This window comes from Paraburkholderia sp. J63 (assembly GCF_905220245.1).
Lineage (GTDB): Bacteria > Pseudomonadota > Gammaproteobacteria > Burkholderiales > Burkholderiaceae > Paraburkholderia.
On sequence record NZ_CAJMZF010000034.1, the window covers coordinates 60,447 to 75,973 of the forward strand.

The 15,527-nt window shown below is 64.9% G+C and carries 13 protein-coding genes; 6 read left to right on the top strand and 7 right to left on the bottom strand.

Going from position 1 to position 15,527, the window contains the following annotated elements:
- Window positions 1-46 precede the first annotated feature (46 nt).
- On the bottom strand, window positions 47-1,153 hold the full coding sequence (locus U5775_RS28445; RefSeq protein ID WP_415913678.1) for a porin: 1,107 nt from the start codon (window positions 1,151-1,153) through the stop codon (window positions 47-49).
- Between the two features lie 79 nt (window positions 1,154-1,232).
- Window positions 1,233-2,678, bottom strand: a complete 1,446-nt coding sequence (locus tag U5775_RS28450) for a cytosine permease (protein WP_322061444.1) — start codon at window positions 2,676-2,678, stop codon at window positions 1,233-1,235.
- 397 nt (window positions 2,679-3,075) lie between these two features.
- Between U5775_RS28450 and U5775_RS28455 the strand changes: the two genes are divergently transcribed.
- The 4 genes from U5775_RS28455 to U5775_RS28470 all read left to right on the top strand — a co-directional run bounded on the left by U5775_RS28455 (window position 3,076) and on the right by U5775_RS28470 (window position 8,272).
- Window positions 3,076-4,224: a ring-hydroxylating oxygenase subunit alpha gene (locus U5775_RS28455; RefSeq protein WP_322061445.1), complete on the top strand. Its 1,149-nt coding sequence runs from the start codon at window positions 3,076-3,078 to the stop codon at window positions 4,222-4,224.
- A gap of 75 nt (window positions 4,225-4,299) precedes the next feature.
- Window positions 4,300-5,760, top strand: a complete 1,461-nt coding sequence (locus U5775_RS28460; protein ID WP_322061446.1) for an NAD-dependent succinate-semialdehyde dehydrogenase — start codon at window positions 4,300-4,302, stop codon at window positions 5,758-5,760.
- 153 nt (window positions 5,761-5,913) lie between these two features.
- Window positions 5,914-6,888 carry a PDR/VanB family oxidoreductase gene (locus U5775_RS28465; RefSeq protein ID WP_322061447.1) on the top strand — a complete coding sequence of 325 codons (975 nt, stop codon included), beginning with the start codon at window positions 5,914-5,916 and terminating at the stop codon, window positions 6,886-6,888.
- Window positions 6,889-7,171: 283 nt separating this feature from the next.
- Complete coding sequence (locus U5775_RS28470; RefSeq protein ID WP_322061448.1) at window positions 7,172-8,272, top strand: PAS domain-containing protein; 1,101 nt, start codon at window positions 7,172-7,174, stop codon at window positions 8,270-8,272.
- Between the two features lie 73 nt (window positions 8,273-8,345).
- Here the strand turns inward: U5775_RS28470 and U5775_RS28475 are convergent, their stop codons facing one another.
- The 3 genes from U5775_RS28475 to U5775_RS28485 form a co-directional block, all read right to left on the bottom strand.
- On the bottom strand, window positions 8,346-8,702 hold the full coding sequence (locus tag U5775_RS28475) for a hypothetical protein (RefSeq protein ID WP_322061449.1): 357 nt from the start codon (window positions 8,700-8,702) through the stop codon (window positions 8,346-8,348).
- Window positions 8,703-9,085: 383 nt separating this feature from the next.
- The gene (locus U5775_RS28480; protein WP_322061450.1) at window positions 9,086-10,165 is read right to left on the bottom strand and encodes a tartrate dehydrogenase; all 1,080 of its coding nucleotides are present in this window, start codon (window positions 10,163-10,165) and stop codon (window positions 9,086-9,088) included.
- A 154-nt stretch (window positions 10,166-10,319) separates the two neighbouring features.
- Complete coding sequence (locus U5775_RS28485) at window positions 10,320-10,619, bottom strand: hydroxyethylthiazole kinase (RefSeq protein WP_322061451.1); 300 nt, start codon at window positions 10,617-10,619, stop codon at window positions 10,320-10,322.
- A gap of 505 nt (window positions 10,620-11,124) precedes the next feature.
- Here U5775_RS28485 and ubiM point away from each other — a divergent pair.
- Window positions 11,125-12,327, top strand: a complete 1,203-nt coding sequence (ubiM, locus tag U5775_RS28490) for a 5-demethoxyubiquinol-8 5-hydroxylase UbiM (protein ID WP_322061452.1) — start codon at window positions 11,125-11,127, stop codon at window positions 12,325-12,327.
- 3 nt (window positions 12,328-12,330) lie between these two features.
- Complete coding sequence (locus tag U5775_RS28495) at window positions 12,331-13,362, top strand: ribonucleotide-diphosphate reductase subunit beta (protein ID WP_322061453.1); 1,032 nt, start codon at window positions 12,331-12,333, stop codon at window positions 13,360-13,362.
- A gap of 69 nt (window positions 13,363-13,431) precedes the next feature.
- Here U5775_RS28495 and U5775_RS28500 read toward each other — a convergent pair whose 3' ends face one another.
- Window positions 13,432-13,956 (bottom strand): hypothetical protein, encoded by a 525-nt coding sequence (locus U5775_RS28500; RefSeq protein ID WP_322061454.1) that lies wholly within the window; start codon window positions 13,954-13,956, stop codon window positions 13,432-13,434.
- 13 nt (window positions 13,957-13,969) lie between these two features.
- Entirely contained in the window at window positions 13,970-15,520 is a 1,551-nt protein-coding gene (locus tag U5775_RS28505; RefSeq protein ID WP_322061455.1) for a hypothetical protein, read from the bottom strand.
- Between the last annotated feature and the right edge of the window lie 7 nt (window positions 15,521-15,527).

The following is a 15,527-nucleotide window of genomic DNA, read 5'->3' on the forward strand; positions in this document are numbered from 1 at the left end:
CTCGGCACGACGGTGGCCCCGGGATTACGCCCGCCGCTTCGTGGCGTCAGAACGAATGACGCATGCCGATGCGAATGTCGGCCTGCGTGGTCGTGGTGGATGGCGTGAAACTATAGCCGATCACCGCGTCCACGCCTTGCGAGGCCTTCAGCCAGTCGCCGGAGATGTAGACATCCGTGCTCTTCGAAAGCAGATGATGGAGGCCGGCCGAAAGCTGGTTCCAGTGATGCCCGTCGAAGTGCGTGTACTGGTAGCCGCCGATCAAGCTCGTCGCGGGCGTGATCTGCCAGGTCGCGCCGCCTTCGCCCACCTGCATGTGCTCGCTCTGGCCGAGCGCCTTGATCTGCGTATAGGTGAAGTCGCCCATCAGCGTGACGTTGCCGATCGCGTAGCTCGCGCCCACGCCGAACGCGCCCTGCTTGTCCACCGGGAATGCCGTGTTCGCGTAGAGGTCCGTGATCGCGCCCGTGGCCGGATTGACGCTCACCGTGGGCTGGCCGAAGAACGAATGCACGCCGATCATCGCGTACGGGTCGAACGCATAGATGCCCGACGGGTTGTTCAACTGCGTGTACGCCGTGCCCGCCGAGAACGCGCCGTGCTGATACTGCGCGCCCACGCTCCACGAGCTGCCCGTGTGGAAGTCGCCCGGCGTGTTGCTGAACGAGTACATGCCGCCGAACTGGAAACCGCCGTACGTGTTCGACATGAACTTCACGGCGTTCGGCAGATGGTCGCCGTTCATGCGGTCGAAGTCGCCCTGGTTGATGGCGTAGCCGCTCGCCCATGCCGAGACGTTGTACTGATAGACCATCTCCTGCGTCATGTCGATCTGATTGCCGAACGTGAGCGTGCCCCAGTCGCTCTGCAGACCGACATAAGCCGCGCGGCCGAACAGCGAGCCCCCGTTCGAGATCTGCCCGTTGCCCAGGTGAAAGCCGCTTTCGAGCTCGAACACGGCCTTGAGTCCGCCGCCGAGGTCTTCGGTGCCCTTGACGCCCCAGCGGTTCGCGTACGAAACGCTGTCGTCGAACTTCACCTGATGCGAGCCGCCCGCATTGGAGACGTAGGTCACCCCGGCGTCGATCACCCCGTACAGCGTGACGCTGCTTTGCGCATGCGAGGCCATCGGCAGCGCGGCGAGCGTGAGCATTGCCGCGCGCAATGCGTTCAGGAGTACTGTGTTGCGCATTTTATGCGTCGATTTCATGATGTTATGGAGTTGAGCGGGATCAGTTCAGGCCACGGTCGGCTTCGCGCACGAGCTGGCGTTCTTTTTCGATGTCGAGCGAGCGGCAGGTCCAGAGGTAGACCAGCGCGGACACGGGCAGGCCCACGAGCATCGCGATGTCGGTGCCGCCGAGCGCACGGGCGACGGGGCCCGTGAACATGTCCGTCTTGAAGAACGGAATCATCGCGACGAAGCCCACCGCGTAGGCCGTGAGGCCGCGCCAGTTCCAGCGGCCGTAGATGCCGCGCGGGTTGAAGATCTCGCGCACCGAGTAGTGCGAGTGGCGCACGATGAAGAAGTCGACGAGGTTGATCGCGGTCCACGGCGTGAACAGATAGCCCAGGATGCCGAGGAAGTCGCCGAACTTGCCCATGAAGTTGTCCGAGGCCGAGAACGCGAGCGAGGTCGCGATGACCGCCACGACGACGAGGCTCACGATGCGCTTGGTCGCATTGGACTTGAGCGGCTTGAACGAGTCCGTGATGCTGAGCAGCGTGAGCGAGGCGCCGTAGAAGTTCAGCCCCGTGATGGCGAGCAGCCCCAGCAGCGAAAGCAGCAGCGTCACGGTGCCGAAGCCCGGATAGATCATGTCGCCCGCGCGCTGCACGGCGTCCGAGATTTCGATCTGCGAGTTGAGCGCCGCGGCCGCCGTGCCCACCAGCATCATCCAGATGCCGCCGATGAGCGCGCCGAGGAAGGTCCACCAGAACGTCGCACGCACGCCGGTATTGGGCGGCAGGTAGCGTGAGTAGTCCGAAACATAGATGGACCACGAGAGCTGATAGGCCGCCGCCGAGAACAGCTGCACGAGGAACGGCGTGGTCTTGAAGCCGGCGAGGCTCAGCTGGCCCGCGGGGAACTGCACCTTCACGCACATACCGATGCTGAAGATCGTGAGCGCCGCCAGCAGTGCGAACGCGAGCCAGCGCTGCGCCTTGTGGATCAGGTCATAGCCGAACACCGCGAGCGCGACCGACACCACCGTGAACACGATATAGCTCACGTGCGGCTCGGTGCCGAGCAGATGGTGCGCGGTCTGCCCCGCCATGAGCTGGTTGAACGAGTTGTAGCCGATATAGGTGACGAGAGCGACCACCCACACGAGCAGCGCGCCCATATAGCCGAACTGCGGGCGCGACTGGATCATCTGCGGCAGCCCCAGTTGCGGTCCCTGGCTCGAATGGAACGCCATGAAGAAGGTGCCCAGCACGTTGCCGAGCACGATGGCGATCGCGCTCCACAGCAGGTTGCCGCCCATGCTGATGCCGATGGCGCCCGCCGCGATGGTCGCGAGATTCGCATCGCCCGTAAACCACACGGGCCACAGGTGCCAGGCTTTGCCCTTGCGCTCGGCAAGCGGCACGTAATCGATCGAACGCGATTCGATCCGCGATTTGGCGCGCGACGGCTCGCCGGCCAGCGCCTCGGCTATTGCGTCTTGTGACATGTCTCCTCCAGTTGTGGGGTGGCTCGTGCGGGCCTGCGTGACGCGGCTCCGCCGACCACGCCGGTCCCGATACCAGAGGTTCCAGTTCCCGGACACGACGCGGTTATCCTTCGGTTAACATCAAACCAACAGTTAACAATGGTACGCAGCCTGGCGAGTTTCGTCTCACTATCGCATCCTCCTATTGACGCCCACGGAAAAATCCATTTGCAATGTCGCCGGTCAAATCTCTTTGATTTCAAACGGTAAGGATAGGCGTTATGCATCAAATCGATACCATTTTGATACTCCATCGAGGGATAACCCTGATCCACCGCCGGCCAGATTTCTCCTATAGTTTCGTTAACCCATAGTTTTGTTGTAACTGTCAGTTAACCACTCCAGTGCGGCGGACCCCATGACCTACCTCCCGATCGAATTCCACAAAAAACCTGAACTGCCGAAGTTGCCGGCCGACTTCTGCGCCAACCCGGAACTGGCCTGGACCATCCCGGCGAGCTACTACACCTCCGAGGCGGTTTACAAGGCGGAAGAGAAGAAGATTTTCGAAAACGCGTGGATCTGCGTCGCACACCGCAGCGAGCTGGCCGAGGCGAACGCCTACGTGACCCGCGAAGTGGTGGGCGAAAGCATCCTGCTCGTGCGCGGCAAGGACCGCGTGCTGCGCGCCTTCTATAACGTCTGCCCGCACCGCGGCCACCAGTTGCTCGAAGGCAGCGGCAAGGCGAAGAACGTCATCACCTGCCCGTACCACGCCTGGGCGTTCAAGCTCGACGGCGCGCTCGCGCACGCCAACAACTGCGACCACGTGGAATCGTTCGACAAGGACAATTCGACGCTCGTGCCGGTGCGCGTGGAGGAATACGCAGGCTTCGTGTTCATCAACCTGAACCCCAACGCCGAAGGCGTGGAAGCCCAGTTGCCCGGCCTCGAAGCGAGCCTGCGCCGTGCCTGCCCGGTCATCGACGACCTCAAGCTCGCCGCGCGCTTCGTGACCGAGACGCCCGCCAACTGGAAGTCGATCGTCGACAACTACCTCGAGTGCTACCACTGCGGCCCGGCCCACCCCGGCTTCTCGGACTCCGTGAAGATCGACCAGTACACGCACACGCTGAACGGCAACTGGACGGTGCAGTTCGGTCATGCGCAATCGTCGGAGCGCTCGTTCAAGCTCGACCCGTCGGTCAAGGACCCGAGCTTCAGCGGCTACTGGGCGTGGCCGTGCACGATGTTCAACGTGCCGCCGGGCAGCGACTTCATGACGGTCATCTACGAATTCCCGATGAGCGCCGAAGTCACGCTCCAGCACTACGACATCTACTTCCTCAACGACGAGCCGACCGAAGAGCAGCAAAAGCTGATCGAGTGGTATCGCACCGTGTTCCGTCCGGAAGACATCCGCCTTGTGGAGAGCGTGCAGAAGGGCCTGAAGTCGCGCGGCTATCGCGGCCAGGGCCGCATCATGGTCGACAAGCAGCGCAGCGGCATCAGCGAACACGGCATCGCCCACTTCCATAACCTGCTCGCCCAGCAGTATCAGGACTGAAGCTTTGCCTGGGGCCGGGGTGGGTGCTCAAGCACCGCCCCGGCCGACCGCGAAGCATGGGACAGGAGACCCCCCATGAATGCACCGCAGAACCCCAGCTTGTTCCGCCAGCAGGCCTATATTGACGGCCAGTGGCGCGACGCCGACGACGGCGCCACGCTCGACGTCACCAATCCCTCCACGGGCGAGCGCATCGCGAGCGTGCCGAACATGGGCGCGCCCGAAGCCCGCGCGGCCATCGAAGCCGCGAACCGCGCGTTCCCCGCATGGCGCGCCACCACCGCGAAGGAACGCGCGCGCCTGTTGCGCAAATGGTTCGAGCTCATCATGGCGAACCAGGAAGCGCTGGCCGAGCTGATGACGCGCGAGCAGGGCAAGCCGGTTGCCGAAGCACGCGGCGAGATCGCCTACGCCGCCTCGTTCATCGAGTGGTTCGGCGAGCAGGCCAAGCGCATCGACGGCGACGTGATCCCGAGCCCGAACCCCGACCAGCGCCTCGTCGTGACGAAGGAGCCGGTGGGCGTCGTGGCCGCCATCACGCCGTGGAACTTCCCGGCCGCGATGATCACGCGCAAGGCTGCCCCGGCGCTGGCCGCCGGCTGCACCATCGTCATCAAGCCCGCCAACGAAACGCCGTTCTCGGCGTTCGCGCTCGCGGCGCTCGCCGAGCAGGCCGGCATTCCGGCTGGCGTCATCAACATCGTCACGGGCAAGTCGCGCGAGATCGGCCTCGAAATGACGTCGAGCCCGCTCGTCAAGAAGCTCACGTTCACGGGCTCGACCGAAGTGGGCCGCCTCTTGATGCGCCAGTGCTCGGACACGGTCAAGAAGGTCTCGCTCGAACTGGGCGGCAATGCGCCGTTCATCGTGTTCGACGACGCGGACATGGACGCCGCCATCGAAGGCGCCCTGCTCTCGAAGTACCGGAACGCGGGTCAAACCTGCGTCTGCGCGAACCGCTTCTACGTGCACGACACGGTCTATGACGAGTTCTGCCGCCGCTTCGCCGGGCGCGTGGCCGCGTTCAAGGTGGACGACGGTTTCGCCGAGGGCGTGAACATCGGCCCGCTCATTACCGAAGCGGCACGCGACAAGGTCGACGGCCTCGTGCGCGACGCCGTGGCGCAAGGCGCGCGCGTGGTCACGGGCGGCGCGCCGCACGCACGCGGCGGCAACTTCTACGCCCCCACCGTGCTCGCCGACGCGAAGCCCGGCATGGCCGTGCTCTCCGAGGAAATCTTCGGGCCGGTCGCGCCCATCGTGCGCTTTTCGAGCGACGCCGAAGTCGTGCAGCTCGCGAACGATTCGATCTACGGGCTCGCCGCGTACTTCTACAGCCGCGACATCGGCCGCATCTGGCGCGTCGCCGAGCATCTCGAATACGGCATCGTCGGCATCAACACGGGCCTGATCTCCAACGAAGTCGCGCCGTTCGGCGGCGTGAAGCAGTCGGGCATCGGCCGCGAAGGCTCGAAGTACGGCATCGAAGACTTCCTGTCGATCAAGTACCTCTGCATGGCAGGCGTGGCGCGATAAACCGCGCTGACGTTTGGGCGGGTGCGGTCCGCGCCGCATCCGCTCCTTTTTCCAGATTCAGAATCAACCGCCCGCGCCATCCCCGCGGGCAATAACGAAGCAACCCCAGGCCCGCGCGCCCTTTCTGCGCAGCCTGTGGCAAAGGAAGGCACCATGAACGCCCGCGAATCGATCACTGTCGACGTAGTCGCCGTCGAGCAACTCACTCCGCTCATCAAGCGCTTCACGCTCGCGCTGCCCGATGGCGCGCCGCTGCCCTCGTTCAACGGCGGCGCCCACGTGCTGGTCTCGATGCAGGACGGCGAGGCGTGGCACCACAACGCGTATTCGCTGCTGAGCTCGCCGCACGACACGCGCCAGTATCAGATTGCCGTGCGCCGCGAAGAGGCTTCGCGCGGCGGCTCGGCGTTCATGCACGACAAGGTGGCGGCCGGCGCGCGCCTCGCCATCGGCTCGCCCGCCAACCTGTTCGAGCTCGCGCCGGGCGCGAAGCGCCACGTGTTCATCGCGGGCGGCATCGGCATCACGCCGTTTCTCGCACAGCTCGCCGAGCATCGCCCTGACGGCGGCCAATCCGGTCTGGAGCTCGAACTCCATTACGCGTACCGCGGCCCCGAGCACGCCGCCTTCGTCGACGAACTGAAGGCCGGCCCGCACGCGGCCAATGTGCATTGCTATGTCGACAGCGAAGGCCAGCGCCTCGACCTGCTCAAGCTCTTCAAGAGCCTGCCCGCTGACGCGCACGTCTACGTGTGCGGCCCGCAAGGCCTGAACGACGCCGTCTACGCGAACGCCGCGCTGCTCGGCTGGCCGAAGGCGCAACTGCACTCGGAGCAGTTCGCCGCCACCGACACCGCCGGCAAGGCCTTCACGGTCGTGCTCGCGAAGAGCGGCATCGAGCTCGAAGTGGGCGAGGACGAAACCATCCTCAAGGCCATTGAGCGCGCGGGCGTGACGGTGGAGTCGCTGTGCCGCGAAGGCGTGTGCGGCACCTGCGAGGTCGCGATCCTCGAAGGCGAGGCCGACCACCGCGACCAGTATCTCGACGACGACGAAAAAGCCGCGCAGAAAACCATCCTGCTGTGCGTCTCGCGCTCGCGCACGCCGCGCCTCGTGATCGATCTGTAAGTCCCGCGGGTTCGCCCGCGGAGCCCGACGCCATGGCCTGCGGCGAGGCCGCGACAGCGCCGCGAGGAACGGCCGCAGCGCCGATCCGTTAAACTAGCGGCTGATACGCGGCCCGCTGAACGACGTTCGGGCCGCGTGCCCGGGCGTCCACCGGCGCATCACCGGCGGCATATGCCCCGCCCGATCGGCGGCCTGGGGCGTATGCCGCCCTTTTCTTTTTTGCCCATTGTTTTGATCCGCTTTTGACCCGTTCGACCGCGCGATTCGTCATAGAGGGAAATGGATGTCCGAGGATACGTTCGCGTTCCGTCTCAAAGTGCTGCTCGAGCACAAGAAGCTGAGTTTGCAGCAAGTGGCCGACGCCGTCGGCATTTCGCGCCCTGCCGTGCACAAGTGGACGCGCGGCGGCGAGATCGACTATTCGAACCTGCGCCGCCTCGCGGCGTTCCTCGACGTGAACTGGGTGTGGCTGCGCTACGGCGACGAGGCCGTGAAGGACCTCGGCCTCGCGGGCCATACCGAGCTGCCCATGACCGATCTGCGCCGCCGCTACACGGCCGAGATCATGTCGAACGAAGCGCGCATGAAGCAGGCCCAGGAGCTCTCGGGCATCGTCACCTGGGAATGGAACCTCGTTGCCGACGAGCTCATTTATTCGAGCAATTGCGCGCAGGTCTATGGCCGCGAGATCCACAGCAACGAGGAATTCTGGGAGATCCTGCACCCCGAGGACTCGATCTGGCTCAACGACGAAGCGCTCAAGGAGCTGGTCGCGAGCAAGGCGCCGCGCGTGTGGGACTTCCGCATCATCCTGCCCGACGGGCAGATCCGCTGGATCGAATCGCGCGTCGCCACGCTGCTCGACGATGCGGGGCGTCCCGTGCGCGTGGTGGGCACCACCATCGACATCAGCGCGCGCAAGGACGCGGAGTCCGTGCTCCAGCGCGGCCTGCAACTGCTCAACGACGCCGCGCGCATCGCGGGTCTCGGCGCGTGGCGCTGGCTGCGCGCGCAAGACGAGCTGATCGTCTCGGACGAATGGTGCCGCCTGTTCGGCGTCGATCCCGCGAAAGCGCCGCGCCATTACGTCGAGCTCTCGCAGCATATTCACCCCGATGACCGCGCGGCGCGCGAAGCGGCCGTCAACGACGCGCTCGTGCACCGCGCCGATTATCGCGTGCTGTACCGCGCCTCGCTGCCCGACGATACGTGGCGGCTCGTGGTGGAGCAAGGCCACGCGCGCGTGGCGCCGCATGGCGAAGACGTGTGGCTCACGGCGCTGTGCCGCGCGGCGCAGCCCGCCGATATGGCGCCGAACGCAACTTCGAATGCCACGCCGAATGCAACATCGGCGGCAGCAGCGCTGCCGGCCGCCGAAGAGTAAGGTTTTCGATCGGGTGTGCTGCGTGTGCCGCGTGTGCCATTAGTGCGCGCCAATCCGCACGCCCAGCGCGGATTCAGCGAGCGCGCGCAGGCACCCGCACGCGGACCATCGCATCCACCGCGGCCGCGAGCTCGGAATCGAGCTGCGGCCATCGATCCACTGGAATCACCGGCCCCCGGCGACGCTTGTCGAGCGTGGCCACCGACAGGCGCGCGGCCGGCGCCGTGCTGCCGTAGCGAAACACGCGCGCGCGGCCAGCCACGGTCTCCTCGGTCACGTGCACGATTCCCTCGTCGAGCCAAAGGCGCAGCACCGCTCGCACACTGCGTGCATCGGCCTTGACTCGCGTCGCAAGCTCCGTTGCGGTACCGCAAACCCCTTCCTGCATCACATCGATCAGGCGTGCAGCGACTTCCCCTTTCTCACGCATGCTGGTCTCCTCTCGGATATGCCTGCCTACAGACCGGGGATGGCAGGCATGCTCGACAGGGTCCCCGGCCCGCGCGTGCGATCGTTTTTTTCAATCGGGCGCGTGTGGGGCACACGCTAACCCCAAAGGCTCGCGAGGCGTCTTGAAACGACGCGCGGCTTTGGCCTGGCGCAAGACACGAAGCCCAGGCGGGCCGGGGCGATGCCGTTTTGAGGGTGCGTACTGACGTCGCGGGGGCGTTGCGCTGATATCGTCTCGCTCTCCGGCGCGATTTTTCAATGCGAAAACGCCCGGTGTCCCTCATGGAACACCGGGCGCTTCAACCAGCCACGCTTGAGCCCAAATCGCGGGCTCAGACCGACATCAACTCAAGGCAACGCGGCTCACAGCGCGGCGGCCACGGCCTTGCCCACGTCCGCCGTCTTCGCCGTGCCGCCCATGTCCGGCGTGCGCGGCCCGTCCACGAGCACCTTCTCGATCGCCTGCATGATCGCGTCGTGGGCCGCCTTGAACTGCGTGTCGCCATTGCCAAGGAACTCGAGCATCATCGCGCCCGACCAGATCATCGCGATCGGGTTGGCGATTTCCTTGCCGAAGATGTCCGGCGCCGAGCCGTGCACCGGCTCGAACAGCGACGGGAACGTGCGCTCCGGGTTCAGGTTCGCCGATGCCGCGAGGCCGATCGTGCCAGTGCATGCGGGGCCGAGGTCGGACAGAATGTCGCCGAACAGGTTGGACGCCACCACCACGTCGAAGCGGTCCGGCTGCAGCACGAAGCGCGCGCTCAGGATGTCGATGTGCTGCTTGTCCCACTTCACGTCCGGATACGCCTCGCCCATCGCGGCCACGCGCTCGTCCCAGTACGGCATGCTGATCGAGATGCCGTTGGACTTGGTGGCCGCCGTGAGCTTCTTGCGGCCGCGCTGGTTCGCGAGCTCGAACGCGTACTTGAGGATGCGGTCCACGCCATGACGCGTGAACACCGACTCCTGGAGCACGAACTCGCGATCGGTGCCCTCGAACATCTTGCCGCCCACCGAGCTGTATTCGCCCTCGGTGTTCTCGCGCACCACGAAGAAGTCAATGTCGCCGGGCTTGCGGTTGGCGAGCGGGCACGGCACGCCGGGCAACAGGCGCACCGGGCGCAGGTTCACGTACTGGTCGAATTCGCGGCGGAACTTGAGCAGCGAGCCCCACAGCGAGATGTGATCGGGCACCTTGTCGGGCCAGCCCACGGCGCCGAAGTAAATGGCGTCGAAGCCCTTGAGCGTGGCGAACCAGTCGTCGGGCATCATCTTGCCGTGCTCGAGGTAGTAGTCGCAGCTCGCCCACTCGAAATGCGTGAATTCGACCTTCAGGCCGAACTTCGCGGCCGCCGCCTCCACGACGCGCACGCCCTCGGGCATCACTTCCAGGCCGATGCCGTCACCGGGAATCGCCGCGATCTTGAAAGTCTTGCTCATGTCTCGTTCTCCGTTGCCTCGCACGCCCGGATTGACGCGCTCTCGATGACTGCAAGGATGCCTCAAAGGACGGTTGAAATAAGCCCCCGAGGCGTGGAGACATTAAACACGAATCGTGAATAATCGGCGCGGGATCAGATCGGATCAAGCCCCTCTACGCGCAGCGTGGCATCGAACGACGCTTCATCCAGCGTCGCGATCCGGTCGAGGCAACGGCGCGCCGGATCGAGTCCATCTGCGGCTGGTCGAGCGTGCCCAGATTGACGGAAAGCGCACTGGCACCGGCGGCGAACGCTTCGGCTTCCTCGGGCGCGACGATCATGGCCGGGGCGGCGCCGAGCGCCAGCAGCGCGTTGGCCGTGAAGTTCGCGCTGACATGATTGGCAAGGCAATGAACGAGTGGCGAGCGCTCGCGTACAAGCGGTACACAGGAAAAGAGCGGAATGGAACGCATGGTGCTCAACGCAATGGCGGATGGAGCAGCACGGCTCATACGAGCCGAATGCTGGGCAATGATTGTCGCGGTTATCGCCCTGCATCAAATCCGCTGACGCAGGGCAATCGGTCGCTGGCGGCCAGGCTGCTTTCCGGGATAGATTGCCGCTCGCCCGTGAGGGCGTCGATCCGGTGACCGCGCAAAGGCGCGGTGACGCAATGGCAAGACGCGTTGGCCTGCAGCGCCGCATCCGGTGCGCGACTTTAATCGAATGCGCTTGCAGCCAGAATACGCAAAGAGGACTAGTCCGAAGGAAGCAGGCGCGCGCCCTCTCCCCTCCTCACGCGGGATGGACAGTGGTCCTGACGCTCTCTAAGGTCTGCGTGCCCGCGTTCGTGACCGTTGCAACCGCCTTGACCGAACGCGCACGAGGGCATGGTGACGTTCGCCGCTCGCCGCATGACGTTCGCGCATGGCGGCGGCAGCAACGTTGGTGAAGTGACTAACGATCAAGGAAATCCCGGTGAAAGCCGATATCGTCGTTGTGGGTGCGGGCCCGGCGGGTCTGTGCTTCGCCCGTTCACTCGCTGGAATGGGCCTGAAAATCGTTGTAGTCGACCAGCAAGGCGCGGATGAGCTTCGCAATCCTGAATTTGACGGTCGAGAAATTGCGCTCACGCATCAATCCATTGGCATCCTGAAACGGCTCGATCTATGGGACCGGATCGAAAGTCCGTGGAAGTCGCGTCTGCTCGACGCCCGGATTTACAACGGGAAATCGTCGTATGCGCTCGAGATCGGGCGCGAACTAAGCCCGCATGACGAACTCGGCTGGCTGGTCTCCAATCACCAGATTCGCAAGGCCGCCTTCGAAGCGGTGCAATGCGCGAAGGCCGACGGCGCCGACATCGAAGTGATGGCTTCCGGGCGCGTGGTCGGCGTCGAGTCCGACGAAGACTGCGCCACCGTGCAGCTCGAAAGCGGACAGTCCATCGCCACGCGCCTGATCGTTGCCGCCGACAGCCGGTTCTCGGCGACCCGGCGCATGATGGGCATCTCCGCCCGGATGCGCGACTTCGGCAAGACCATGCTGGTTTGCGGCATGACGCACGAGCAGCCCCATCATCACGCCGCGTGGGAATGGTTCGGCTATGGCCAGACGCTGGCATTGCTGCCGATGAATCCCCACCCGGAGTCCGGCGCCTTCCGCTCCTCCGTGGTGCTCACGCTCACGGGCCGCGAAATCGAGCGGCTCAAGCAGGTGGACGCACGCCCGTTCGCCGACGAGATCGAGCGTCGCTTCGACCATCGGCTCGGCAGCATGGAGCTGGCCACGACGCGTCACGCGTATCCGCTGGTCGCGGTCTATCCGGAACGCTTCGTGGCCAGGCGGTTCGCGGCGGTGGGCGATGCGGCGGTGGGCATGCATCCGGTCACCGCGCACGGCTTCAACTTTGGGCTCTCGGGCGTCGACAGCCTCGCTGGCTCCATTCGTGAAGCCTGCCTCGCCGGGCGCGACTTTGCCGCCGATGCGCTCCTGCGACGCTACGAGCACCAGCACCGGTTGCATACGCGCCCGCTGTATTTGCTGACCGGCATGATCGCCTCAATCTACACGCGCGATCATTTGCCCGCGAGAGTAGCGAGAGACTTCCTGTTGCGCGCCGGCGAGCATCTGCGCCCCTTCAAACGCGGCGTAGCCGCTTACCTGGCGGGAGGGCTCTGAGCCATGATCGCCAGCAAGACGGATTCGCTGCAACACGCCACGCGCGCCGAAGACAAGCGCGTCGTAAACGGCCGCGGGGATATCAACCAGCTCGCGCCGTTCCGCTATCCGTGGGCGTGGGAATGCTTTCTGAGCGCGAACCGCAATCACTGGACGCCGCTCGAGATTTCCATGAGCGACGACGTGCACGACTACCAGCAGCGCCTCACCGCCAACGAGCGGCATGTCTTCGAAAACGTGCTCGCGTACCTCACCACGTCCGACATTCTGGCCATGCGCAATATCGGGCTCGCGGTGATGGAAAAGATGACCGCGCCCGAATTGCAGATCTATCAGGCACGCCAGGTCTACGAAGAGGCGTTGCACACCTGGACTTATCAGCACTGCATCGAAACGCTCGGGCTGGACCAGCAGGAAATCTACAACCGCTATCGGGTCGTGCCGGAAATCCACGCGAAGATCGCGCTCGCGAACAGGCGGCTGGAGCGCATCCTCGTCCCCGGACTCGACCTCACGAACCGCGACACGCTTCACGAATTCGCGCTGGCCTACCTGTTCTTCGCGGCGGTGTTCGAGGGCTGCTGGTTCTATAACGGCTTCACGCCGGTATTCGCGCTCCAGCGGCGCGGCTTGATGAAAGCGACCGCGCAGCAATTCCAGTACATCATGCGCGACGAGGTGCTGCATTGCGGCTTCGGCATCCGCGTGATCCGGCAACTACTGGAGGAGGAAAACCTGCAGCTCGATGCGCGCGAGGTGCAGCAGATCTGGGAAGAGGCCGATGCGGCAGAGGCGGCCTACGCGGGCTATATCCTGCGCGAGCCGATCCTGGGCTACTCGGCCGAGCTGCACTGCGCCCAGTTCCGCCACATTGCGAACCGGCGCGCGGGCCAACTGGGGATGAACGCACCGTTCCCCGGCGCAGAGAACGTGCTTCCCTGGCTCGACGAGCAGGCGAATCTGCGCAAGGAGAAAAACTTCTTCGAAACGCGCGTGACGGAGTATCAGACGGGCGGCGCGCTGGACTGGAACTAGGCGGGCCGTCAACAAGCGAAGACGTAAAGCGGGAGCCCCAGGCGTTTGCCGGGGGCGCCCGTTTCACACTCAGTGCCGCGTTTCCTGCGCCGGCATTTCGATCACACGCTGCCCGCCCGGCGCGGATACCGTGGCTGCCGCCGCAGCACGCGGCTTGAACGCCGCGTTCCCCACGGTCACCGGCACCGAGACCACGTTGGTGCCGGACGCCGTTCTGACGAACACATTCAGGAAGTACGCGCCATCGGATGCGGCCTGCACGACAACGGTGTCCTGGCTGGTGCCCTTGCTGTCGGGGGTGAGCGCTTTCTGGGCCGAGCCGAAGAGTTGGAGCGAGCCTTCCGTCGTATAGGTCACCTGCGCCGCGCCGGACGCCGGCAGTCCCGTATAGCGAACCGCCACGCTGATCGGGCTGCCCGCCGCGCCGCGCGCCGCATCGGCCCGGATGACAACGCCGCTATAGCTCTTTTGCTCGCTGGCGGACGCCGTCCCGGACGCGCTTCGCGACGCGTTCTGCGCCGGGGCACCGGCGAAACTCACTTGCGCACCCAGCAGCAATGCGGCCGCAAACATCACGAGCGAAGACTTTTTCATTATGTGCTCCTCATTACGGATTGGCCGATTGCATGGATACGCTGGCGCACAGCGGCGCCGTGCCGACGGGTGCCGACTTGTCGAAGTCGATGGCCCGCGCCATGTCGACGGGATAATCGCCGGCGGCCGGGAAATCGACCGCCGTGACGCCATTGCCGACAATGTGGTCCGGCACCGGTTCGCCCAGGGCGTACGCCTCCAGGGTGTAATTGTCCGCACTGCCCGCACCCGCCGGGGGCACGATCGCAAACCGGTACGTGCCCGCGGCCGGCACCATGACGCGCAAATGCCGCCGGACACCGAGCTTGTTACCGCCGCCGAACTCCGTAGTCGTACACGCGGTCACGGTCTCGCCGACGCTCAGCGGCACGTAGACCGGAAACACCGCGGGGTTCGCATCCGCCGGGTCGCCCTGGTACTTCGTCTGTGTGCCCCATGCGTCCAGTTGATTGCCCCCCTGCACGCCAATAGCGCCAAGCAATTGATCGAGCCTGCTCTTGCCCGCATCGGTAAGGCTGGGCCGCATGGCGGCTGCGAACGAAAAGACACTGGTTAGCGCGGGCGTCGTCTTTTCGCCGGTGAGCAGCGTCTGATAGAGCGGCGCAAAGCCGATGTCGGGCGACTGACTCGCCGAATAGAGGAAGTTGCCGACCGCCGACTCGCCCATCCACGATTTGACGGCGCCCGGCGGCACCTGATCCATGTGCATCACGACGCCCAGCTCGCCCTGCCTCGGACCGGTTGTATCCGTGTAAACGGGCGTTGCGCGCATCATCGACGAAAATGCATTGCCGAAGCCTTCACCGAAGGCAACCCGCATGTCGAGGAAGGCATCTAAACTATGCGCGCCGCCGATGTTATCGGAGCGAGAGACGTTCGCCTCCACGTAGTGCCCGAACTCATGAACGATCACGCTGCTGTCGTACTCGTCGGTATCCACGTTTTCCGCGCCCAGAATATACAGACCCTTGTTCTGATCCGCGTGCTGGTAGTGGCTCGTACCGATGTACCCGCTACCTTTGTCGCCCGAGGTCGGCCGGTTGTTGACACTCCAGTACACATTGAGCGTGGGCAGCGGCACACTCGGCGCGGCACCATGCAGTTGCTGCGCGGCATTGACGATCTGGTCGAGAATCGCAAACGGCGCAGCCGTGCGAGGGGCGCCGTAACCCGCGCCGGTCCAGCCGGAGCCGGCGTTCAAATCGAGCTGGATGGCGCCAGAGCGGGTCGTGAAGGCGCTGCCGCGCATCGAGTAGAGCGGGGCAGTGCTGGGCGCACTCTTGTATTCGGGCGCGGTGTTGTCGCGAATACTGAGCATATAGTCGGGCACGTCCTCCGCTCCCTGCGAAGCCTGCGCCGTGACGCGCACATAGGCGCGCTTGCCGGCCGGCACCTCGATAGAATAGGCACCGCTGTCGTCCGTGGCGCTCTTGCCGAGCACGGTTGTGCCGTCTTCCGAGACGAGTTCGACGAGCGCCCGGCGCACCGGACGCTGTTCAGTTTTCGCGTAATTCAGCCCGCCGTGGACTGTGCCGTCCGCATCTTCCGTGAGGGTGGTCGGCACGTAGTCG

Coding starts and splice junctions, on each gene's coding strand:
- U5775_RS28445 (WP_415913678.1), bottom strand. CDS start 1,153: ATGCTCACGCTCGCCGCGCTGCCGATGGCCTCGCATGCGCAAAGCAGC.
- U5775_RS28450 (WP_322061444.1), bottom strand. CDS start 2,678: ATGTCACAAGACGCAATAGCCGAGGCGCTGGCCGGCGAGCCGTCGCGC.
- U5775_RS28455 (WP_322061445.1), top strand. CDS start 3,076: ATGACCTACCTCCCGATCGAATTCCACAAAAAACCTGAACTGCCGAAG.
- U5775_RS28460 (WP_322061446.1), top strand. CDS start 4,300: ATGAATGCACCGCAGAACCCCAGCTTGTTCCGCCAGCAGGCCTATATT.
- U5775_RS28465 (WP_322061447.1), top strand. CDS start 5,914: ATGAACGCCCGCGAATCGATCACTGTCGACGTAGTCGCCGTCGAGCAA.
- U5775_RS28470 (WP_322061448.1), top strand. CDS start 7,172: ATGTCCGAGGATACGTTCGCGTTCCGTCTCAAAGTGCTGCTCGAGCAC.
- U5775_RS28475 (WP_322061449.1), bottom strand. CDS start 8,702: ATGCGTGAGAAAGGGGAAGTCGCTGCACGCCTGATCGATGTGATGCAG.
- U5775_RS28480 (WP_322061450.1), bottom strand. CDS start 10,165: ATGAGCAAGACTTTCAAGATCGCGGCGATTCCCGGTGACGGCATCGGC.
- U5775_RS28485 (WP_322061451.1), bottom strand. CDS start 10,619: ATGCGTTCCATTCCGCTCTTTTCCTGTGTACCGCTTGTACGCGAGCGC.
- U5775_RS28495 (WP_322061453.1), top strand. CDS start 12,331: ATGATCGCCAGCAAGACGGATTCGCTGCAACACGCCACGCGCGCCGAA.
- U5775_RS28500 (WP_322061454.1), bottom strand. CDS start 13,956: ATGAAAAAGTCTTCGCTCGTGATGTTTGCGGCCGCATTGCTGCTGGGT.